Origin of the sequence: Mesobacterium hydrothermale (genome assembly GCF_035818635.1) — a bacterium.
Classification (GTDB): domain Bacteria; phylum Pseudomonadota; class Alphaproteobacteria; order Rhodobacterales; family Rhodobacteraceae; genus Mesobacterium_A; species Mesobacterium_A hydrothermale.
Genome location: NZ_JAYLLH010000004.1, coordinates 173,011 through 195,036, shown reverse-complemented (window position 1 = coordinate 195,036; position 22,026 = coordinate 173,011). Strand labels below are relative to the sequence as shown.

Sequence of the window (22,026 nt, the reverse complement as noted above, 5' to 3'; positions counted from 1 at the left end):
GATCTACCCTTCGTTGCACGTTCTGTCGAGCATTGCCGCAGGCACGCGCGGGGCTTTGCCGAACACGTTCGGTTGAACTGACGGGAGATGTGGCTTACGCACAGGCAATTGCGCAAGTTGCGAGGCCCGACATGACCCCTGCCCCCCCCCCCGGTGTGCTGCCCGACAGCGCGATTGAGGCGCTGGCCGCACAAGGCGCGATCCTGAGTGATGCCCCCTTTGTGGCGGGACAGGTGCAACCGGCCAGCCTTGATCTTCGGCTGGGCACGGTGGCCTATCGCGTGCGGGCATCCTTTCTTGCCGGCGCGGGGCGGACGGTGGCCGAACGACTGGCCAATTTCGAAATGCACCGTGTCGATCTGACCCCCGGGGCGGTTCTGGAAAAGGGCTGCGTTTACGTCGTGCCGCTGATGGAGTCGCTGGCGCTGCCCACGGGGGTAACCGCCGTGGCCAATGCCAAAAGTTCGACCGGGCGGCTGGATCTTCTGACCCGCACGATCACCGACAGCGGCACCGAATTCGACCGGATCGCCGCCGGCTATCACGGCCCGCTCTATGCCGAGATCTGTCCGCGCAGCTTTTCGGTTCTCGTTCGCCCCGGAATGCGGCTCAACCAGATCCGGTTCCGGTCCGGCCAGTCGGTTCTGGATGACGACACGCTGCGCGCCTTGCATGACAGCGATATTCTGGTCAGCGGCGGGCCGGCGGTGATTGACGACGGGTTGGGCTTTTCGGTCGATTTGCGCCCGGAAGGCAGTGACCTTGTGGGATACCGCGCCAAGCCGCATACCGGCGTCGTCGATCTTGACCTGATCGGCCACTATGATCCGGCAGAGTTCTGGGAAGAACTGCACACGAAAGACGGGCAACTGATCCTTGATCCCGGTGCGTTCTATATCCTTGTCAGCCGAGAGGCGGTGCACATTCCCCCGGCCTATGCCGCCGAAATGGCACCGTTTCTTGCGATGGTCGGGGAATTCCGGGTGCACTATGCCGGGTTCTTCGATCCCGGGTTTGGCCATTCCCATGCCGGTGGCACCGGGTCGCGCGGCGTTTTGGAGGTCCGATGCCACGAGGCGCCGTTCGTGCTGGAACACGGGCAAATCGTCGGACGGCTGGTCTATGAACGCATGAGCAGCCTGCCACGACAATTGTACGGCGCTGGCATCGCGTCGAACTACCAAGGTCAGGGGCTGAAACTCTCCAAGCATTTCAAGGGCTAAGACGCGGAGCTCTTCGCGCTATTCCTCGAACATCTCGCTTTGTTCGCCGTCCTCGTCGATGTCATCCTCTGTCACCGCAGTGGCGAAACCCGGTCTGTTGTCCAGCAGACCCGCCGCGCGCAACTCTTTCAGGCCCGGCAGGTCACGGGCGTTTTCCAGCCCGAAGTGATCGAGGAAATTCTGCGTCACGACGAACGTCACCGGCCGCCCGGGGGTCATCCGGCGCCGTCCAAAGCGGATCCATTCCAGTTCCAGAAGCTGATCCACCGTACCCCGGCTGACCGCGACGCCGCGGATCTCTTCGATCTCGGCCCGGGTGACGGGCTGGTGATAGGCGATAATCGCCAGCGTTTCGGTCGCGGCGCGGCTGAGTTTCCGGGTCTCGACGGTTTCGCGCTGCATCAGGAAGCCCAGGTCCGGCGCGGTGCGGATCGCCCAGGCGTCGCCCACACGGACGACATTCACCCCCCGGCCTTCAAAACGTTTGCGCAGGTGCACCACCGCCTCTGCGGCGTCGCAGCCATGCGGCATCCGCGCGTTGAGGTCGGCCACACTGACCGGTTCGGCGCTGGCAAACAGGATTGCTTCGACCATGCGTTCCTGTTCGGCCATGGGCGGCGCCTCGAACAGCGTATCGCGCGGGCGCTTGTCCGTGTCAGTCACCACGAGGCTCCTTTCTGCGCAGCTGGATCGGGGCAAAGGTTTCCGATTGCCGTAGCTCGACCTTGCCTTCCTTGGCAAGCTCCAGCGAGGCGGCGAAGGTGGCCGCCGTGGCGGACCGCAGTCGTTGCGGATCGGCGGCCCAACCTGTTGGCAGGTAACTGGATATATCCGTCCATTCCCCGGCGAAACCGATCAACCCGCGCATCCGCTCCAGCGCCTGTTCCATGGTGAACACCGCGTCGCGGTCCATCACGAACGGTCGGAAGTCTTCACGGGTGCGCAGCCGCGCGTAGGCCTGCATCAGATCCATCAGCGTGGCGGAATAGGTCACGCGGCGCACGCGTTCCATCTTTTCTGGTAAACCGCGGGCAAAGAAATCCCGCCCCAGTCGGTCGCGCGCCATCAGTTTCGCCGCCGCATCGCGCATCGCTTGCAAGCGTTCCAGCTGAAATGCCAGATGGGCGGCCAGTTCTTCGCCCGAGGGGCCGTCTTCCTCGGGGTCGGGCGGCAGCAACAGGCGCGATTTGAGAAAGGCCAGCCACGCCGCCATTACCAGGTAGTCGGCGGCCAGTTCGATCCGCAGTGCCTTGGCCTGTTCGACGAAGGCCAGGTATTGCTGCGCCAGCCGCAGGATCGAGATCTTGCGCAAATCCACCTTTTGCGTCCGCGACAATGTCAGCAGCAGATCCAACGGCCCCTCAAAGCCGTCCACGTCGATGATCAGCGCCTCGGCGGCCAGCCGGTCGGCGACGGATTGGGGTTCTGGGTGGATGTCGAATTCGTCAGTCATCGCCTGTCACCGGAAGCGCCTCAAGCTCGGCTTCCAGCGCGGCAATGTCAACGGCTTCCGGCGCAACGCGCCAGGCCAGCGCCGCCTCTGCCCGGGTTTGCGCGGCGTCCGACATGTCGCCCACACGGCGCATCAACGCAAGCATCTCGGACATATCGCCGTTGCAGTGCAACACCGCATCACACCCCGCGGCAATCGACGCGGCAGCGCGTTCGGGAACGGTGCCTGAGAGGGCCTCCATCGAAACGTCGTCGGTCATGATGAAGCCTTCGAACCCAAGGTCTTCGCGGATATAGCGCATCATCAGCGGGGAAATCGTGGCAGGTTGACGATCGAACGCGTCATAGACCAGGTGTGCCGTCATACCCAAAGGCAGGTCGCCAAACGGACGGAACGCTGCGAAATCAAGGGCTTCCAACGCATCGCGCGGCTCGTGAATGCGCGGCAGTTCCAGATGGCTGTCCAGTTGCGCCAGGCCGTGTCCGGGCATGTGCTTGACCACCGGCAAAACGCCGCCGTCAAGGCAGCCCTGCGCCACCGCCCGGCCGACGCCCACGACGGTTTCAAGGTCGTCACCGTAACACCGGTTGCGCAGGAAACGATGAGTGTCAGCACGTGCCACGTCCAGCATCGGGGCGCAGTTGCCGTCGATGCCGAAGGACCACAGCTCGGCCGAGATCAGGCGATAGCGCAGGTACATGGCCCGGCCCGCCTGCGCGCCGAAACGGGCGACGAAATCAAGCGGCGGCAGCCAGTCCCGCGCCAGTGGCGGGCGCAGCCGTTGCACCCGGCCCCCTTCCTGGTCGATGAAGATCGGCGCATCCCAGCCCGCGGCATCGCGCAGGTCTCCGGTCAGGGCGCGCAGCTGATCGCCGGTTTCGATGTTGCGGGCAAACAGGATAAAACCAAACGGGTTCGCATCACGAAAAAACCGCCGTTCGGCACCAGACAGGCGCAGCGCTTTGCAGCCAAGGATCGCCGCGCCGAAACGGCTCACCGGGTGGTCACCGGGATACATTCGGCATTGCCCGCGACGAGCGCGGAACAGAACCGACGGGCATCGCCAATTTCGTCAAAGCCCATCGCACGCAGGCGATAGAAGGTGCGACCGCCAGAGCTGGCTTTTTGAATAACACGCTGTTTTCCATCAAGGAAATCGCTAAACCGCGCATTGAAGCGATCCCATTCCTTCTGCGCGGTCTCGACACTGTCATACGCGCCAAGCTGTGCCAGCGCTGTGCCAGCTGGGATGCTGGCCGGGTCCACGTCAATCGACTTGGGTTCGGGCAGCGCGGGCGCAAGGCTGGCCACCTGGGTGTTCAGCGTCTTGGGACGAACCATCGGACGCAATGATCGCGCGACGCCACCGGCAAAGGCGGGCGCGGCAGTGTCTTCGATTTCACCCACGCTCAACTTGACGTCGGGGGCGTCTTCATCGGCATCGGGCAATGCTGCCAGCGGGCTGGCTCCGGCGGCCAGACTGTTGGCAAGCGCCTGCACCGGATCATCCGACGGATCGGCCGCGGCAAGCGTCAGGTCCTGTTGCACCGCATCACGCGGTTTCAGAGGCGCAGGAGCGCTGATCGTCGCCAACGGCTGATCTTCGTCGGTCAGATCCAGCGGCTTTGGCGCCAGCAATAGCGTATCGGCTGGCGGGGCCGCTGTCCCGTGACCGGCAACGGCATTTACCGCCAGCCCCTGATGTTCCGCAGGCCGGCCACCGGGGTTCTTGGGCGTGTCGCGCATCGGCCCCTCGGCAGCGCGTACCACCGGGATGCCGCTGACGTCGCGCGCAAGAAGCCGGTATCCCCAGACCCCTACACCGATAATCAGAGCAAGGGACACAACCGCCCCGGCCCAGTTCGCCATGGTAGCCACGTTCGGCGCGCCTTTCGGCGCAGCCTCTTGATAATTTGCCATGTCCGCCTCGCTGCCCGCGGGGATCACGCATCCCCGCCGTTTCTTGTGCTGCCTCAACCGGCCATGGCGCTGTTATCTCAGCGCATCTCGTCTGCCGGAGTTACGCCCAAGATACCCAAGCCGGACGAAATGACAACCTGCGAGGCCCGGATCAGAGCGATTTTCCGGGTGCTTGTGTCCTTGTCACCCTCTTGCAGGAAGCGGATCTTCTCGATCTCGTTGCCACGATTGTAAAGCGCGTGCAGATCCGAGGCCAGATCGTAGAGAAAGAAGGCCACCCGATGCGGTTCATGCGTCCGCGCGGCGATCTCTACCAGACGCGGCCATTCGGCGATCCGGCGGGCCAGTGCGAATTCGGCCTCGTCCTCGATCTGGAACGTGCTGCCATCGGTGGCAATCCCCAGTTCAACGGCCTTGCGCAGCACGGAATTCACCCGCGCATGCGCATATTGTACGTACCAAACCGGGTTTTCCTTACCGCTTTCGACCACCTTGTCGAAATCGAAATCGAGCGGAGCGTCGTTCTTGCGGGTCAGCATGACGAACCGTGTCACGTCGGGACCGACCTGCTCGACAACGTCGCGCAGGGTCACGAAGGTGCCCGCGCGCTTCGACATCTTGAACGGCTCGCCGTTCTTGTAGAGCTTGACCAGCTGGGTCAGCTTGATGTCCAGCGGGGTCTTGCCATCGGACAAGGCGCTGACAGCCGCTTTCATCCGCTTGACATAGCCGCCGTGGTCAGCACCGAACACGTCGATCAACTGGTCGAACCCGCGCTGCACCTTGTCATAATGATACGCGATATCGGGGGCGAAATAGGTCCAGGACCCGTCCGATTTCATGATCGGGCGATCAACGTCGTCGCCATGTTCGGTCGATTTGAACAAGGTCTGTTCGCGTGGCTCCCAATCCTCGGGCGTCTTGCCCTTGGGCGGTTCCAGCACGCCGCGATAGATCAGACCCTTGTCGCGCAGGCTGTCGATCGCGGCCTCGATCTTGCCGGTACCGTAAAGAGATTTTTCGCTGAAGAAATGGTCCATTTCGACACCCAGCAAACCCAGGTCCGCACGGATCATTTCCATCATCGCCTCGATCGCATGAGCGCGCACGGGTTCCAGCCAGACATCTTCGGGCTGGTCCACGAACTGGTCACCAAAGATGGACTTCAGCGCCTCGCCCACCTCGATCAAATAATCACCGGGATAGGTGCCGTCGATGAACTCGACATCGTGCCCATGCGCTTCGAGGTAGCGCAGGTAGGCCGACCGCGCCAGCACGTCGACCTGCGCGCCGCCGTCGTTGATGTAATACTCTCGTGTCACCTCGTACCCGGCAAACGCCAGCAGGCTGGCCAGTGCATCGCCGAACACCGCGCCCCGGGTGTGACCCACATGCAGCGGGCCTGTGGGGTTGGCGCTGACATATTCGACGTTGACACGCTGCCCCTGCCCCATGGCGGATTTGCCGAATTCGGTGCCCAGCTCCAGCGCGGCGGCGGCGACCGTCCCCCAGATCGACGGGGCAAGCCGCAGGTTCAGAAAGCCGGGACCGGCGACTTCGGCCGAGGTGATGCGATCATCGGCGGCCAGCACGGCGGCCAGCGCCTCTGCGATATCGCGAGGCTTCATTCCGGCGGGCTTGGCCAGCACCATCGCGGCATTGGTCGCCATATCGCCATGCAGCGGGTCGCGCGGTGGCTCGACCGTCACATTGGCAAAGTCCAACCCTTCGGGCAGCGCATCTTGCCGCTGCAGCGTGGCAAGCGCGTCGATCACCAGCGCGCGGATATCGGAAAAGAGGTTCATGTCACATCGTCCTGTCTGTTGCCGCCTCCTCTATCACGCTGGCGGTCGGGGTCAAATGACAGAACGCATCACCCTGCCTGCCCTCCCCGGTCGCGTGGCGGGCCAAGCGAAATCAGCGTCACGCCTGGCGCGTTCTTCGGCGCCCGGTCCGGCGCGACAAACCGCAACCTTCCGTTGTGCAAGTCTGCAACGACGTGCGCTTCAGGATTGGCGTTGCGCCAGTCGTCCAGGCTGAATTCGTCGCTCAGTGTGGTGCTGCGGAATTCCCAGCCCTGCCAAAGCCGCCGCTGCGCATTGGCATAGGTGTCGCCGACCCCGATCGCCCGGCCGCCCAGCTTGGCCGGCAGGGTATACCGCGCGCTGTCCGACGTGTCGCGGTTCAGTTGAAACACGTTGTCACGGCCAAATTCCGGTGCGAGATCCGTCGCAACCAGCGTGTTGTAGGCGTCATTGTCGCTGGCCGCGATGACCTTTTCGTAGGGCACCAGATCCAGCCGGTGTTCGGCCCCTTCCGACAGGATATCGCCGGTATAGACACGAATGCCCGCCTCGCGTGCCTGTCTCAGGTGGCCACGGTTTGGATCGGCAATCATCACTGGCAGGTCGTGGCGCAACAGCGCCTGCGCCAGCCCCACCGACCATGGCGATCCGCCCACAAGGACAACACCAGGCGCCTCGCCCGCGCTCAGCCCCAGAAAGCGCGCCAGGGGTGCCAGGGTAAATCCATGCAGGACGACCGTTGCCGCCACCAGCGCAAACGCCAACGGCGCGATCCGCGCGCCATCCTCCAGCCCCATCGCCACCAGCCGTTCGCCGAACAGGCCGGCCACTGCCACCAGCACCACGCCACGCGGCCCGGTAAAGGCCACCAAAAGGCGTTCCTTCCAAGGCACATCGGAAAACGCCAGCGCCAGCAGTACCGGTATCGGCCGCGCGACCAGGATCACCGACAGAACGAATATGGCCGCCCGCCAGTCCAGCGCCGCCAGCGTCTCTCGGTCCATGTTGGCGGCCAGCAGGATAAAGACGCCCGACACCAGCAGCACGGTGGCGTGTTCCTTGAACCGCCGGATCTCGGCATAGCTGGGCAGATGCGCGTTTGCGATCCAGACCCCCATGACTGTCACCGCCAGAAGTCCGCTTTCATGCAGCACCGCGTCAGACACGGCAAATACCGCCAGCACTGCCACAAACAGCACCGCGACCTTCATGTATTCCGGCACCCAGGCGTTGGCAAAGGCCCGGGCCAGCCCCCAGCCCGCCGCGGCGCCCAGTGCCGTGGCCAGCGCGATACCGCCGGCCAGTGCTGCCACCGCATGTCCGGGCCCGGTTGCCGTCATCACAACACCGACAACCTCGAACGCCAACACCGCGGCCAGCGCGCCGACGGGGTCATTGACGATCGCCTCCCATTGCAACAGCGCGGCCGGGCGGCGGCGTAAGCGTGCCTGCCGCAAAAGCGGTGCAATCACGGTGGGACCGGTCACGATCAGAATGCCGCCAAAGACGGCCGAGGTCGCCCAATCCAATCCCGCCGCAAGATGCAACGCCAGGGTCGAGGCCATCCACCCCAGGGGCGCCCCCAGCACCACCAGCCGCCGCACCCCGCGCGCGGCATCCGCCAGGCTGCTGAAATTCAGCGTCAGCCCGCCCTCGAACAGAATGATCGCCACAGCTACGGCAATCATCGGCTGCAACAACGCACCGATGTCGCGCGCGGGATCCAGCACCCCCAACCCCGGGCCGACGATCAGGCCGGCCGCCAGCATCAGCACGATGGCCGGAAGCCGCAGCCGCCACGCCAGCCACTGCGCGCCAACGCCCAGCCCGCCCACCAGCGCCAGCCCCAGAACCGCCGGCAGTCCCGCCGTTTCAGCCAAAGCCATCCATCACCTCCCGTTCCGCCTTCTGCGTCTTTTGTTTTGAAAATACCTCAGGGGGTCTGGGGGACAGCGTCCCCCAGCGGGTCGGACCGGGCACCAGCCCGGTCCGAAACTGGGTTACTCGGCGTCAGACCGGGTCATGCACCGGTGGCGGCATATCGCGCCCCCCCAGCAGCCGGTCGTGCAGTTGCAATGCGAAACGGTCGGTCATCCCGGCAATGTAGTCGCTGACGATCCGCGCCAACTCGGTTTCGCCCGACAGCTCCGCCACGTCCTTGCGCCACTGTTTCGGCAGCAGGTCCGGGCGCTCCATGAACAGCGGGAACAGTTCGCGCACCACCTCGGTCACCTCCTTGCGCATCGCGACAACCGCCGGCGCACGGTACATGCGATGGAACAGGAAGCTGCGGATCACCTTCAGATCGGTCCACAGCGCGGGCGTGAAATAGATCATCATTCGCTCGGCGTCCCGGATCTCGCTTACGTCGCGGGCATCCAGTTGTGTCAGCACTGCGCGAGCATTGTCGATCACGTCCTCAACCAGCACGCCGAAAAAACGCCGCAGCGCCTCGTGCCGGCGACGATAGTAATTCAGCCCGGGGTACTTGCGGTCGACCTCGGCAAAGCATTCGGCCAGGATTGGCAGGTCAGCCAGTTCGTCGGTGGAAAACAGCTCGGCCCGCAACCCGTCGTGCAGGTCGTGATTGTTATAGGCGATGTCATCTGACAGCGCGGCCACCTGCGCTTCGGCGCTGGCATGGGTCCACAGCTCAAGGTCATGCGTCGCGTTGTATTCGGCCAGTGCCCAGGGCACCGCGTCGCCCTTGATCGGGCGACCGTCGCGATGGGTGACCGGGCCATTGTGCTTGGCGATGCCTTCCAGCGTTTCCCAGGTCAGGTTCAAGCCGTCAAACTCGGCATAATGCCGTTCCAGAGAGGTTACGATGCGGATCGCCTGCGCGTTGTGATCGAACCCGCCATAAGGCGCCATCAGTTCCGACAAAGCATCTTCACCGGTATGCCCAAAGGGTGTGTGGCCAAGGTCGTGCGCCAGCGCCACGGCCTCGGTCAGTTCGGAATTCAGACCAAGCGCACCGGCGATGGTCCGCGCCACCTGTGCCACTTCGATCGAATGGGTCAAACGCGTGCGATAGAAATCGCCTTCATGTTCGATGAAAACCTGGGTCTTGTGTTTCAGCCGCCGGAATGCGGAAGCGTGGATGATCCTGTCTCGGTCGCGCTGGAAACACGACCGGAAGGCGCTTTCCTCCTCGGCCACCAATCGTCCGCGCGACCGCAGGGGGTCGCTTGCAAAGGGCGCCTGCATCTGCCTGTCTGTCCTTGTCGCCTGTCCCTGCGCCCCATATATTCCAAGCTGTTCCAAAGGGAAACCGTGATGGAGACCGACTGATGCAGCTGCCCCCGAAAGTTACCGACAGGGCCTTCGCCCGTTTGGCCGAGATCGAAGCCGGCGCAGGCGGCAAGGCGTTGCGCGTCGCCGTCGAAGGCGGCGGCTGTTCCGGGTTCCAGTACGACATCCGGCTGGACGAACCGCACCCCGACGATCTGCGGCTTGAAGGTGGCGGTGAATGCGTGGTGGTGGATTCGGTGTCTCTGCCGTTCCTGGCTGGCGCAACGATCGATTTCAGCGATGAACTGATCGGCGCGCGTTTCGTGATCGAGAACCCCAACGCCGCGTCCTCTTGCGGTTGCGGCATCAGTTTCTCGATGTAGGACACGTCATATCCGACGCAGCAACCGCGCCGGCATATGTTCGGCCCGCACGAACGTTTCGAAAAATGCACCAAACGCGGGGGTTGCGGCTTCGGCGGCGCACAGCCATTCCCAACTTGCCGGCGCAAGCTTCTCGCGCAGGGACCGGCGCATGCCCTCCGACACGCCGCGATCACGCCCATCCATCTGGTAAAGCACTTGCGACAGTTCCCGCAGGATGGATCCTGTTTGTGGCGCGCTGTGAAACGTCAACCGACCGGCGTCCGGAACACCTGGGAAACTGGGGCGACCGGACAGCGCCGCGTGCCACGACAGCATCATCCAGGCATGGTAGTCATCGCGAGGGGCGGCGTGCCCGTCGTCGGCGCGAACATGCGCTCCATGGCGTTGCTGCTCTAGCCAGGTTTCCCAAATCGCAGGTACGCCTGCGTTGGCGAAACGCAAGGCGACGGAGACCTCTGCCAGCAGATCGGCGTTGCCGTCGATCCAGGCCAGAAGTCCGGCATAGTGCAGGCTGGTCAGCGCTTCTTGCGGCAAGCGCGGATCGCGGCGGCCATATTCGCTCAGATAAAAGACAATGTGTGTCAGCTCGTACGCGGCCTTCTTGTTCGGCAGAGCAAAGGTTGGCGTCCGGGCCGCGAAGGCGCGCAGCCGGTCATCCAGACCGGGATCGACCTGTACAAGCGTCACGTCGCGCCGTTCGAACAGTCGCCGCGCTTCGGCGCGTTGCAGGTCGGACAGTTCGGCCCCTGGCAGGTCATCGGCGGCGGCACGCGCGGCAAGCCGCGCCCCGACACCGCCGTCAAGCCCAAGGTCTTCGAGGTCAAGACAGATCGACAGAAGGAACCGATAGTATTGCGGAAAGAAAGTGAAGCGGTCGATCAGCGACGCATAGAACGGCTCATATGCGCTGATCGCTGCTCCGCGCTCTGGCAAGCGCGTGGTTTCCAACACATTCAGCAACTCGGCGTTTTCCTTCAGCCAGAACACGTCTTCCTGACGGCGCCGCCCGGTGGCGAAACAGGTGGCCAGGGCTGCGATCCGGTCGCTGGGGTCCATGGTCCGGCGACGGATCGGAAGGACGACGACGTTTGACATGAAAACGCTCCTGCTCTGTCAGAGGCGGGGCGCCTTGGCGCCTCCGCCGGGTTTCAGGCCGTATTCTTGGGCCTTACTCTTTGGCCGAGTTCTCAGGCCGGGTTCGAGCCTGAGATGAACAGGCCGGTCGCCGCGCCGTCGCTCATTTCGCCCTTTGCCGGCGCGGACCCCGAGATGAACAGGTCCGTCGCATCACCTGCGTGGCTGGCGGACGCCGCGGGTGCGGAACCGGAGATGAACAAGCCGGTCGCGTCGCCTGCGTGGTGGCTGCCTGACAGCGGCGCCGAACCAGAGATGAACGCGCCCGTGGCGTCACCGGTCACGCTCAGCGCTTCCTCCGCCGGGGCCGACCCCGAGATGAACAGGTCGCAGCCATCGCCGCAGAACATGTCCGGTTCAACCGAAGCGTTTTGAATTTCAGGGTTAATCAGATGTGAACGAACTGCCGACATGATGTCCTCCAGGTTGCGGGTTTGCATCCCAAGAATTTCAACGTAAGCGAGTTTTTCAACACCTAATTTCAATTTAAACGGTATCCTCACACCTATCCACATCACCTTCAGGTTGCAGACCACTGACGTTTTGACGCTTGTTGCGTTTATCCACAGAAGAAAGTTTTTTTCCCGAAAGTGCGGCCTGTGCATGAAATCCGCGACGAATCCCCTGCCGCAACCGCGAATCACGGGCGACGGGTTGCCAGCCACGGCGCGCTGGGCGATAGATCGGCGAAAGAGGAGCGCGCCGATGAAGATCGCAACATTCAACATCAACGGCATCAAGGCGCGGATCGAGGCGTTGCCGCGCTGGCTGGACGCGGCGCACCCGGATGTCGTGCTGTTGCAGGAAATCAAATCGGTCGACGACGCCTTCCCGCGCGAAATCTTCGAGGAATTGGGCTATCAGGTCGAAACCCACGGGCAGAAAAGCTTCAACGGCGTGGCGATCCTGTCAAAACACCCGCTGGAGGACGTGACCCGCGGCTTGCCCGGTGACGACAGCGATGAACAGGCCCGCTGGATCGAAGCGACGGTGATGGGGGAAACGCAGGCCATCCGTCTGTGCGGCCTTTACCTGCCCAATGGCAATCCGGCGCCAGGGCCGAAATACGATTACAAGCTGGCCTGGATGGCCCGATTGGAAGCGCGAGCGCGCGACCTGCTGGCGCTGGAAATGCCGGTGATGATGGCGGGGGACTACAACGTGATCCCACAACCCGAAGATGCCGCAAAGCCCGAAAGCTGGACCGAAGATGCGCTGTTTCGCGCGGAAACCCGCGCCGCCTTCTGCCGCATTGTGAACCTTGGATTCACGGACGCGTTTCGTGCGGTAACGCAAGGCCCTGGGCACTACAGTTTCTGGGACTATCAAGCCGGCGCGTGGCAGCGCAATAACGGCATCCGCATCGACCATCTGCTGCTGTCACCGCAAGCCGCGGACCTGATGACAGACTGTCAGATCGACCGCGACGTGCGCGCGGGCGACAAGCCTTCGGATCACGTACCGGTCTGGGCGGACCTGGCGCTCTGACACAAGAACTGGGGGATTCGACGCTGCGTCAGGGGCCGCTCAGCCTGTGACGTCAAAGCCGTAAAGCCAGTCGAACTGGTGCAGCATCCGCCCGGGCGCCACCGCGCCTGCCAGCCGCAAGCCGGCATGGGCCAGAACCCGTGCCGGACCGCGCAAATGGTATTTCCACGCATTGCCGCTGGCGGCATCGACCACGCGCACCACCCGTTCGCGGCGCTTTTTCTGGTACCGGCGCAGCGCTTCGGCCCGCGCCGGAAAGTCCTCCAGACAGCGGGCCAGAACCCAAGCATCCTCCAGCGCCATGTTGGCCCCCTGCGCCAGGAACGGCAGCGTCGGATGCGCGGCATCGCCCAGCAGAACACAGTTTTCTCCGTACCAATGCTGCGCCACCGGGTGGCGAAACAGGCCCCAGATTCGGACCTCTGTCACTTCGTCCAGCAAGCGGTGCACTTCGGCATCGAACATGGCAAAGGCGGCCTTGAGGTTGTTCGGATCGTCGCTGACGTGCCAGCCTTCCTCAACCCAGCCCTTGCGTTCTTCCACAGCGACGATATTGACTTGGGACCCGTCGCGCAGCGGATAGCTGACAAGGTGACGGCCTGGCCCCATATGCACCCGCGCATGGGCCGGATGGGCCGTAACGTTGGGCACCACAGCGCGCCAGGCAACCTGTCCGGTGAAAAACGGCGTTCCGGCCCCGTTCAACGCTGGGCGCAGAACAGAATGCAGGCCGTCCGCACCGATCACCAGATCGGTTTCGACCCGTTCTCCGGTGGCCAGTTCGATCCGCGGGTGCGCGCCTGGGCGGATCGTATCGACATGCTGCAACAGACGCACCCGTGCACCAGCCTTGCGCACAGCATCCGCGAGGATGTCGATAAGGTCGGCGCGGTGCACGAAATAGTAACCCTGATCCTCTGGCAGGGCTTTCAGATCGAGCCGCAGAACTTCGTCCCCGCGGCGATAGTCGCGCAGGGACACTGCCCGTGCCCGGACCGATCTGGCGGTCAGCCCCTCTGCCAGTCCCAAGGCTTCGATCACGCGCATGCCGTTGGGCGAAACCTGGATGCCCGCGCCCACTTCGGTGATCGCCTCGGCCTGTTCCAGAACGGTCACATCGAACCCGCGCTGGCACAGCGCCAGCGCACAGGCCAGTCCGCCGATGCCGGCCCCCACCACGGTGATCCGAGTTGCCTTGTCCGTCATGTTCCCTGATCCGACATAAGCTGAGGTGAAAAAAACGCCGGCAGCCAAGGCCCCGGCGTTTTCAGATTCCGTCACGCATGTCGCGTTCAGTCGTCGCGGTGGACCTTTTCGCGGCGCTCGTGGCGTTCCTGTGCCTCAAGGCTCATCGTCGCGATCGGACGCGCATCCAGCCGTTTCAGGCTGATCGGCTCTCCGGTCACTTCGCAATACCCGTATTCGCCTTCGTCGATCCGGCGCAGGGCCGAGTCGATCTTGGCCACCAGCTTGCGCTGACGGTCGCGGGTGCGCAATTCGAGAGCCCTGTCGGTTTCCTCGGAGGCGCGGTCGGCGATATCGGGGATGTTGCGCGTGCTGTCCTGAAGACCTTCGATGGTCTCCCGGCTGTCTTCCAGAATATCGTTTTTCCAGTTGATCAGCTTGCGGCGGAAATATTCGAGCTGTCGCTCGTTCATGAATGGTTCGTCTTCAGCCGGACGATAATCGTCGGGTAGGAAAGTTTCCGACTTCATTTTCGCTCCCTCATGCTGGCCAGTATCCATCATGTTGTATTCTCCGGAACTCTGGCACCCCTGCGCGAGGCCTTAGCCCATGGCCGCGGGGATGTCACTACACAATCACAGGGCTTTTTCGGTCGACGGGCCGGATTTCTGCCCCGTCTGCGGCCAAATTTCGCGCACCGTGCGCATCAATGCATCACAGCCAGACCATCAATTCGCCCAATTCGCCGTAAATACTGGCCATCCCCGTGTGTTGAGGCCGGGGCACGCTGATTGGTGACAGACTGGAGCAGACCCGATGACGATTTTCGCGCGCATGTCCCGCGTAACCTTTCCCGCTGTCGTTCTGGCGCTTGGGGCCGGGCTGACATCCCCCGCCGCCGCGCTTGATAGCGAAACCTACGGCGCCTTCGCGGATTGGAAAGTCATGGCGCAGCATGAGAACGGCCGCCCCGTCGCCTGTGGAATCGAGCGCGGCACAGAGATGGATTTCAGCCTTGCAAAAACGCTGGGCGACGGATCGTGGACCATGGGCATCCCGCGTGAACGCCCCGACGGGGCGCTGGTCAGCATCGTGGCAGAGGCCGGTCGCGAACGCATCAAGGGCGACTACACGGTCTGGGACGGCATGGTGCACGTCCCCGTGACCGAGGCCTGGATCGGCGCGATCGTCCGCGGCTCGGACCTGATTCTGAACGTTGACGGCACAGAAATGACGCTGCCGCTGACCGGCACCACGGGTGCCATTGGCATGCTGGAAGACTGCGCGGCGCGGCGCGGTTCCGACGCCATTCCCGCACGCGATCCGGGCAAGGCCGGCCTTGCCTGCCCGACGCAGGGGGTCGACAAATCGCCTGCAACGCACAGCGGCGCCGAGATCACCTTTGTCAACCGCAGCGGCGCGCCGGTTACGGTCTATTGGCAGGACTTCGACGGCAACCCGGTCAAGATCGTTGATCTTGCCGAGGGTGAGGAGGCGCCGATCATGTCGAACAAGGGTCACGTCTTCTTTGCCAGTGACGGCGACGGCACCTGTTATGGCGGCAAGATCGAGATGCCGGAATACGACAAGGTCTTCGACATCCGCTGACAACACGCTTGGACCCGGGATCGCTCCGCCCTGCCAAACCGGACGGCAGGGCGTTTCCCGTTCCGCCCCCCCCGTCCAGGTGCTTGCAAAGCGCGCGGCCCCGCCTTACCCCTGTGCACCGACTGACAGCTTCCCCGGGGGACAAGATGCGCTTTGACGGCACCGCCGAATATGTCGCCACCGACGACCTGACCATGGCGGTGAATGCCGCGATCACGCTGGAACGCCCGTTGCTGGTCAAGGGCGAACCCGGCACCGGCAAGACGGAACTGGCCCGCCAGGTTGCAGAGGCGCTGGGGCTTCCGATGATCGAGTGGAACATCAAATCCACCACCAAGGCGCAACAGGGCCTTTATGAATACGACGCCGTCAGCCGCCTCCGTGACAGCCAGCTGGGGGACGAACGCGTCAACGACGTGCGCAACTACATCCGCAAGGGCAAGCTCTGGCAGGCGTTCGAGGCACCCGGCAAGGTTGTGCTGCTGATCGACGAGGTCGACAAGGCCGATATCGAGTTCCCGAACGACCTCTTGCAGGAACTCGACAAGATGGCCTTCCACGTCTACGAGACCGGCGAAACCGTGCAGGCGAAACACCGCCCGATCGTGATCATCACCTCGAACAACGAAAAGGAACTGCCCGACGCCTTCCTGCGCCGCTGTTTCTTTCACTACATCCGCTTCCCAGATGCCGACACGATGCGCAAGATCGTCGAGGTGCACCACCCCGGCATCAAGCCGACCCTGCTGACAGAGGCGCTGACCCAGTTCTACAACCTTCGCGACCAGCAGGGGCTGAAAAAGAAACCGTCCACCTCCGAAGTGCTTGACTGGTTGAAACTCCTGCTCGCCGAGGATCTCAGCGCCGAAGACCTCAAACGCAACGGCGCCGATGCGCTGCCGAAACTGCACGGCGCGCTGCTGAAGAACGAACAGGACGTGCACCTTTTCGAACGCCTCGCTTTCATGGCCCGCCGTGGTCGGTAGGTCACGCCCTCCCCTTCTTCTGGCGGAAAATATCCCGGGGGTCCGGGGGCAGCGCCCCCGGGCGCGGCGCAGCCGCGCCGGTCGGATCGGTGGCACCGATCCGATCCCGTCATAGGCCCGCCCATGCAGATGCTGCACGTCCTGACCCACAACATCCTGCCGGTGTTCTCGATGCTGGCGCTGGGCTTCGTTCTCGGCCGCACCAGAAAGGTCAGCCGGACCGAGGCCGCAGCGCTCAACCGCGTTGCCTTCCTGGTGCTGCAACCGGCGCTGATCTTTCCGCTGATCGCGCGGGTCGATTTTCATGCCTTCGACCTGTCTGCGCTGGCCGCCTATGCCACCTGCCAGGTGATCGCCTTCAGCCTCAGCTACGGGATCGCGCGCCACGTCTTCGGGCGCGAACACCTTGAGGCCTGGCTGCTGGCGATGTGCGTGATCTTCGTGAACTCGCTGCTCTACATCTGGCCGATTTCTCTGCTGATCTATGGCGCGGGGGGCAACTTGCCGATCACGGCCATCGTGGCCTGGGATGCCAGCGTGTCTTTCGCCTTCTTCATCATCACCACCGATGTCATGGCCGGTGACAGCAATGCCCGCGCCGCCGTCAAGCGCGTACTCACCAACCCTGTGCTAATCGCCATCGCACTGGGCACGGTGATGAATCTTGCCGCCCTGCCAGTGCCAGAGCCGGTGCTGACCGCTGCCCGTTTCGCCGGGGCTGGGGCGGCGCCGCTCACGCTTTTTGCATTGGGTGTGATCCTGTCGGGCCATGCGCTGAAACCATCGCCCACGATCCTCGGGATCTCGGGGCTGAAACTTCTGCTGTTCCCGGCTCTGGTCTGGGCCGCGCTGCATGTCGCGCCACCGCCCGCCGACTGGAACGCGCTGTTCGTGCTGAACGCCGCCGGTCCGTCCGGGGCCATGGCTTTCGCGCTTGCGATGCTGCACGGCATTCGCACCGATGCCATCGCGCCGGTCATCATCTGGACCTCGACCCTGTCGCTGATTTCGCTTGCATGGCTGGCGTAGGCGAGGATCGACCGCCGGCGCACCGGGCAGAGTTAAGACTGTGCAAACGCATGGAAATGCTCTAACCTTGGGTCAATGAATGGCCCGCACAGAACGGGCAGACCAAAAGAGGCAAAGCAGATGACCCAGGCAGACGAACTGGTGATCCGTCCGTTGACGGCAGGCGACCGGGATCAATGGCGGGAACTTTGGGCCGGGTACCTGGCATTCTACCACACCTCGTTGGGTGCGTCGGTCTATGACCACACCTTTGCACGGCTGACCGATCCCGACGACACCGCGCTGAACGGCCTGGTGGCAGAAATCGACGGCGAGCTTGTGGGGCTCGTCCACTATATCCTGCATGATCATTGCTGGAAGCCCGAGGGCGTCGTCTACCTGCAAGACCTGTTCACCCGGCGCGACCAGCGCCAGCGTGGCATTGGAAAGTACCTGATCGAAGCCGTCTACAAGGCAGCGGACGACCTTGGGCGCCCGACGGTTTATTGGCTGACGCAGGATTTCAACGTCAACGCCCGCGCACTTTACGACCAGATCGCGGAACACACCCCGTTCGTCAAATATCAGCGCGGCTGATGCGCGCGCTGGTTCTGACTGCGATCCTTTTGCTGGCTTCCTGCGCCCCGGCGCCAGACGGGGCCGGCCTGCCGCTGAAGGTCAACTCGGTCACCCCTAAAACCACACCCCTGCCGCCGATGAAACGGTTTAGCGCGGCCCCGCCGCCGTCCGGCCCATTGTCGAATGCGGATTTGGCGCGCGATTTCCTTGACCTGACGTTCGAACTGGAATCCGGTCGCAAGATCGAACGCCTGACCCGTGTCGACGGCCCGATCCGCTTGCGGGTTGCCGGTCCGGCACCCGCGCTTCTGGTGACCGAATTGCGCGACCTGATCGGACGGTTGCGAAGCGAAGCCGGGCTGGACATCGCGCTGACCGATGGCCCGGCGCAGATCACCGTCAATGCGATCAGCCGCGCCCAGGTGCGCCGGTCGCTGCCGCAGGCGGCCTGCTTCGTCATCCCCGGTGTCAGCGATTGGACCGAATTCCAGACTGCCCGCCGCAGCGGTGCGCTGGACTGGACCAGGCTGACCAAGCGCGACAAGCTGGCGATCTTCGTGCCGCATGACGTGGCGCCGCAGGAACTACGTGACTGCCTGCACGAGGAACTGGCCCAGGCGCTTGGCCCGGTGAATGACCTTTACCGCCTGCCCGACAGCGTCTTCAATGACGACAACGTCCACACTGTTCTGACCGCGCATGACATGATGATCCTGCGCCTGACCTACGCGCCGGAACTGTCAAACGGCATGTCCCGGGCCGAGGTCGCGGCGCGTCTTCCGCGCATCCTTGCCCGGATCAACCCGGGCGGCGCGCGCATCCCGGCGCACGGACAGCAAGACACACCCCGCGCCTGGATTGACGCGATCCAGACCGCGCTTGGCCCCGGCACGTCGGACGCCGGGCGCAAGTCCGCCGCCGAACGCGCGCTGCGCATCGCGCGCGATGCCGGGATCACCGATCACCGGCTAGGGTTCAGCCATTACATCCTTGGCCGCCTGAACCAGGGCAATCGCGATTTCGCCCGGGCAGAGTTCCGGGCCGCCGACGCGATCTTCGCGCGCAGCCCGTCGACCCGACTGCACCGCGCCTTCACCGCCGCGCAGCTGGCCGCCGATGACATCCGGCGCAATGCGCCTCAGGCCGCGCTCGACCGGCTTGCGCCCTATCCCGAAGTGGCGATGGCCGCGCAGAACGCGGCGCTGCTGGCCACGCTCATGCTGTTGCAGGCCGAGGCGCTGGACCACCTGGGCCAGACAGACGCGGCGGCACGCCTGCGGCTGGACAGTCTGGGCTGGGCGCGTTACGGATTTGGCGCAGAAAGTGCGGTGCGCGGCAAGGCTGACGAGGTTGCGGCGCTGCACGTCGAAACAGCAAGCTGAGGCCAAGAATGATCGTGATCCTGTCCGCCCTTCTGGGGGCCGCAATCGGCGCCCTGACCGCGAAACGCCGCAAGGGAAACCTTGCCGATATCGCGCAGTTCGCGGCGGGATACGGCATGGCCTTTGCGATCCTCGGGCTGATCGCCACCATCTTTCTTGAAAAGACCCTGTAAGGCGGGCGGGCGGTGTTCGTCCCCTTCTTTGAAAACCTGCGCAAGACCGGTGTCCCGGTCAGCCTGCGCGAATACCTGACCTTTCTCGAGGCGATGAAGGCGGGGCTGGCGACTTATGACGCCGAGGGGTTCTATTACCTCGCGCGCAGCGCGATGGTGAAGGACGAACGCAACATCGACAAGTTCGACCGCGCCTTCGCCGCGACTTTCTCGGGGCTGGATGAAATTTCCGCCGATGCGGTGCTGGAGGCGATCGACCTGCCGCGCGACTGGCTGGAAAAGCTGGCCGAAAAGCATCTGACCCCCGAGGAAAAGGCCGAAATCGAGGCTCTGGGCGGCTTTGACAAGCTGATGGAGACGCTGAAAAAGCGGCTTGAGGAACAGAAGGGCCGGCACCAGGGCGGCAGCAAATGGGTCGGCACCGCCGGCACCTCGCCCTTTGGTGCCTATGGCTACAACCCCGAAGGCGTGCGCATCGGCCAGAAGGAAAGCCGCCACCAGCGCGCGGTCAAGGTCTGGGACAAGCGCGAGTTCAGGAACCTGGATGGCGACGTCGAACTGGGCACCCGCAACATCAAGGTGGCGCTGAAACGCCTGCGCCGCTGGGCCCGCGACGGCGCCCATGACGAGCTGGACCTGGACGGCACGATCCGGGCCACCGCCGAACACGGCTATCTGGATGTGCAGACCCGGCCCGAACGGCGCAACGCGGTCAAGGTGCTGCTGTTCCTCGACGTCGGCGGGTCGATGGACCCCCATATCAAGGTGGTGGAAGAACTGTTTTCCGCCGCGCGGGCCGAGTTCAAGCACCTTGAATATTACTACTTCCACAATTGTTTGTACGAAGGCGTCTGGCGCGACAACCGCCGCCGCTGGGATGCCCAAACCCTGACGCAAGAGGTGCTGCGCACCTACGGGGCGGACTACAAGTGCATCTTCGTCGGCGATGCGTCGATGTCCCCCTACGAGATCGCCTATCCCGGCGGGGCCAACGAACACCGGAACCCGGAAGCGGGCCAGGTCTGGTTGCAGCGCGCCCGCGAACAGTGGCCCGCGAACCTGTGGATCAACCCGGTGCCCGAGAAATACTGGGGCTATACCCAGTCGATCGGGATGATCCAGGAGATTTTTGAAAACCGCATGGTGCCGATGACGCTGCAGGGTATCGAAACCGGCATGAAGGAGCTGACGCGGGGATGACCGTTTCGCATTGGGCCGACGTGTCGGCGGAACCCGCGGTACCGTCTGATCCCTTGCCCGAAACCGTCGACGTGGCGGTGATCGGCGCGGGCTATACGGGCCTGTCGACAGCGCTGCATGCAGCCGATGCCGGGCTGGATGTGGCCGTGATCGAAGCACGGGAGCCGGGGTTTGGCGGGTCGGGGCGCAATGTCGGCCTGTTGAACGCCGGGCTGTGGCTGCCGCCCGACGAAGCCGTGCGCCGGCTGGGGCCGGACCGGTCCCGCCTGATCGGAGAGCTGTCCGAGGCGCCCGCCTATGTCATGGACCTGATCGAACGCCACCAGATCCGTTGCGACCTGACGCGCACCGGCACGATCCACGCCGCCCATTCCCCCGCCGGGATGAAGGACCTGGCAGATCGGCACCGCCAGTGGCAGGCCCGTGGCGCGCCGGTGACGTTGCTGGACCGCGACGCAGCCGCAGAGATGATCGGGTCGACGCGGTTTTACGGCGGGCTGGTGGATGCCCGTGCGGGGACGATCAACCCCATGGGCTATGCCCGGGGACTGGCGCGGGCGGCGCGGGCGGCGGGGGCGCGGCTGGTCACCGGCTGCGCGGTGACGCGGCTGGAAGAACGGAATGGATGGGCGTTGACTACCGCGCAGGGCACCGTGCGGGCCCGGCGGGTGGTGCTGGCGGCCAATGCCTATAACCTCGACCTCTGGCCGGGGCTGCGCAACACGTTTTCCGCCATCGACCTGTTCCAGATCGGAACCGAACCCCTGGGCGACAGGATCGCGCGGATCCTGCCCGGCGGGCAGGGTCTGTGGGACACCGCGCCGATCATGACCTATGTCCGCAGGGACGGGCGCGGCGGGCTGGTCGTGGGCAGCATGGGGCGCGATGGCGCCCTGGCGCGCCGCTGGGCCGCGAAACGGCTGCAGAAACTGTTCCCGGACCTTGGTCCGGTCGGGTTCCGCCATGGCTGGCACGGGCGCGTGGCCTTTACCCCCGATCACCTGCCGATGATCTATCGCCTGGCGGACCGTGTCTTTGCGCCGATGGCCTATAACGGGCGCGGCATCGCGCCGGGGACCTGGTTTGGCAAGGCGATGTCGGCGTATCTGGTCAGCGGCGACGCGCGTGCCCTGCCCCTGCCCCTGAGCGCGCCGGTCCCGGTGTCCGCGCGGCGTTTGCGCGAGGCGGGGTATGCGCTGGCCTTCACCGCGTACCAAGCGATGGGCGCGGTCTGACTGGCGCCAGACGAGAGGCGCTGCCTC

22 protein-coding genes are annotated in these 22,026 nt (G+C 64.2%); 11 read left to right on the top strand and 11 right to left on the bottom strand.

Features of this window, described 5'->3' with window-relative positions; genetic code table 11:
• Positions 1-131 precede the first annotated feature (131 nt).
• Positions 132-1,223 (top strand): 2'-deoxycytidine 5'-triphosphate deaminase, encoded by a 1,092-nt coding sequence (locus VK792_RS04910; RefSeq protein WP_326296235.1) that lies wholly within the window; start codon positions 132-134, stop codon positions 1,221-1,223.
• Positions 1,224-1,241: 18 nt separating this feature from the next.
• On the opposite strand, the gene scpB is transcribed toward VK792_RS04910, so the two are convergent.
• The 7 genes from scpB to VK792_RS04875 form a co-directional block, all read right to left on the bottom strand.
• Positions 1,242-1,835 (bottom strand): SMC-Scp complex subunit ScpB, encoded by a 594-nt coding sequence (gene scpB, locus VK792_RS04905; RefSeq protein ID WP_326296267.1) that lies wholly within the window; start codon positions 1,833-1,835, stop codon positions 1,242-1,244.
• Between the two features lie 43 nt (positions 1,836-1,878).
• Entirely contained in the window at positions 1,879-2,676 is a 798-nt protein-coding gene (locus VK792_RS04900; RefSeq protein WP_326296234.1) for a segregation and condensation protein A, read from the bottom strand.
• Positions 2,669-3,694, bottom strand: a complete 1,026-nt coding sequence (locus tag VK792_RS04895; RefSeq protein WP_326296233.1) for a glycoside hydrolase family 3 N-terminal domain-containing protein — start codon at positions 3,692-3,694, stop codon at positions 2,669-2,671. The genes VK792_RS04900 and VK792_RS04895 overlap by 8 nt, the downstream gene beginning before the upstream one ends.
• The gene (locus VK792_RS04890) at positions 3,670-4,596 is read right to left on the bottom strand and encodes an SPOR domain-containing protein (RefSeq protein ID WP_326296232.1); all 927 of its coding nucleotides are present in this window, start codon (positions 4,594-4,596) and stop codon (positions 3,670-3,672) included. The genes VK792_RS04895 and VK792_RS04890 overlap by 25 nt, the downstream gene beginning before the upstream one ends.
• 77 nt (positions 4,597-4,673) lie before the next feature.
• A complete protein-coding gene (gene argS, locus VK792_RS04885; protein WP_326296231.1) occupies positions 4,674-6,401 on the bottom strand; it encodes an arginine--tRNA ligase in 1,728 nt (575 codons plus the stop codon).
• Between the two features lie 68 nt (positions 6,402-6,469).
• Positions 6,470-8,287, bottom strand: coding sequence for a cation:proton antiporter (locus VK792_RS04880; protein WP_326296230.1), 1,818 nt, complete (start codon positions 8,285-8,287; stop codon positions 6,470-6,472).
• A gap of 124 nt (positions 8,288-8,411) precedes the next feature.
• Positions 8,412-9,611 (bottom strand): deoxyguanosinetriphosphate triphosphohydrolase, encoded by a 1,200-nt coding sequence (locus VK792_RS04875; protein WP_326296229.1) that lies wholly within the window; start codon positions 9,609-9,611, stop codon positions 8,412-8,414.
• An 83-nt stretch (positions 9,612-9,694) separates the two neighbouring features.
• On the opposite strand from VK792_RS04875, the gene VK792_RS04870 reads away from it, so the two are divergent.
• Positions 9,695-10,018, top strand: coding sequence for a HesB/IscA family protein (locus VK792_RS04870; RefSeq protein ID WP_326296228.1), 324 nt, complete (start codon positions 9,695-9,697; stop codon positions 10,016-10,018).
• 6 nt (positions 10,019-10,024) lie between these two features.
• Here VK792_RS04870 and VK792_RS04865 read toward each other — a convergent pair whose 3' ends face one another.
• Positions 10,025-11,116 carry a DUF6902 family protein gene (locus VK792_RS04865; protein WP_326296227.1) on the bottom strand — a complete coding sequence of 364 codons (1,092 nt, stop codon included), beginning with the start codon at positions 11,114-11,116 and terminating at the stop codon, positions 10,025-10,027.
• 92 nt (positions 11,117-11,208) lie between these two features.
• On the bottom strand, positions 11,209-11,883 hold the full coding sequence (locus VK792_RS04860) for a hypothetical protein (protein ID WP_326296226.1): 675 nt from the start codon (positions 11,881-11,883) through the stop codon (positions 11,209-11,211).
• On the opposite strand from VK792_RS04860, the gene xth reads away from it, so the two are divergent.
• The gene (gene xth / locus VK792_RS04855; protein ID WP_326296225.1) at positions 11,861-12,643 is read left to right on the top strand and encodes an exodeoxyribonuclease III; all 783 of its coding nucleotides are present in this window, start codon (positions 11,861-11,863) and stop codon (positions 12,641-12,643) included. The two genes, VK792_RS04860 and xth, sit on opposite strands and share 23 nt — an antisense overlap.
• Positions 12,644-12,682: 39 nt before the next feature.
• Here the strand turns inward: xth and VK792_RS04850 are convergent, their stop codons facing one another.
• Together VK792_RS04850 and dksA are read right to left on the bottom strand one after the other, a co-directional pair.
• Entirely contained in the window at positions 12,683-13,849 is a 1,167-nt protein-coding gene (locus VK792_RS04850) for an FAD-dependent oxidoreductase (RefSeq protein WP_326296224.1), read from the bottom strand.
• Between the two features lie 86 nt (positions 13,850-13,935).
• A complete protein-coding gene (dksA, locus tag VK792_RS04845; RefSeq protein WP_326296223.1) occupies positions 13,936-14,358 on the bottom strand; it encodes an RNA polymerase-binding protein DksA in 423 nt (140 codons plus the stop codon).
• A 286-nt stretch (positions 14,359-14,644) separates the two neighbouring features.
• Here dksA and VK792_RS04840 point away from each other — a divergent pair, with 286 nt between their 5' ends.
• The 8 genes from VK792_RS04840 to VK792_RS04805 all read left to right on the top strand — a co-directional run bounded on the left by VK792_RS04840 (position 14,645) and on the right by VK792_RS04805 (position 21,999).
• The gene (locus VK792_RS04840) at positions 14,645-15,436 is read left to right on the top strand and encodes a hypothetical protein (protein ID WP_326296222.1); all 792 of its coding nucleotides are present in this window, start codon (positions 14,645-14,647) and stop codon (positions 15,434-15,436) included.
• A gap of 146 nt (positions 15,437-15,582) precedes the next feature.
• The gene (locus VK792_RS04835; RefSeq protein WP_326296221.1) at positions 15,583-16,422 is read left to right on the top strand and encodes an AAA family ATPase; all 840 of its coding nucleotides are present in this window, start codon (positions 15,583-15,585) and stop codon (positions 16,420-16,422) included.
• A gap of 123 nt (positions 16,423-16,545) precedes the next feature.
• Positions 16,546-17,451 (top strand): AEC family transporter, encoded by a 906-nt coding sequence (locus tag VK792_RS04830; RefSeq protein WP_326296220.1) that lies wholly within the window; start codon positions 16,546-16,548, stop codon positions 17,449-17,451.
• 120 nt (positions 17,452-17,571) lie between these two features.
• On the top strand, positions 17,572-18,027 hold the full coding sequence (locus VK792_RS04825) for a GNAT family N-acetyltransferase (protein WP_326296219.1): 456 nt from the start codon (positions 17,572-17,574) through the stop codon (positions 18,025-18,027).
• A complete protein-coding gene (locus VK792_RS04820; protein ID WP_326296218.1) occupies positions 18,027-19,391 on the top strand; it encodes a DUF2927 domain-containing protein in 1,365 nt (454 codons plus the stop codon). The genes VK792_RS04825 and VK792_RS04820 overlap by 1 nt, the downstream gene beginning before the upstream one ends.
• 8 nt (positions 19,392-19,399) lie before the next feature.
• Positions 19,400-19,564 carry an apolipoprotein acyltransferase gene (locus VK792_RS04815; protein WP_326296217.1) on the top strand — a complete coding sequence of 55 codons (165 nt, stop codon included), beginning with the start codon at positions 19,400-19,402 and terminating at the stop codon, positions 19,562-19,564.
• A 12-nt stretch (positions 19,565-19,576) separates the two neighbouring features.
• Entirely contained in the window at positions 19,577-20,764 is a 1,188-nt protein-coding gene (locus VK792_RS04810; protein ID WP_326296216.1) for a vWA domain-containing protein, read from the top strand.
• The gene (locus tag VK792_RS04805; RefSeq protein ID WP_326296215.1) at positions 20,761-21,999 is read left to right on the top strand and encodes an NAD(P)/FAD-dependent oxidoreductase; all 1,239 of its coding nucleotides are present in this window, start codon (positions 20,761-20,763) and stop codon (positions 21,997-21,999) included. The genes VK792_RS04810 and VK792_RS04805 overlap by 4 nt, the downstream gene beginning before the upstream one ends.
• Positions 22,000-22,026 lie beyond the last annotated feature (27 nt).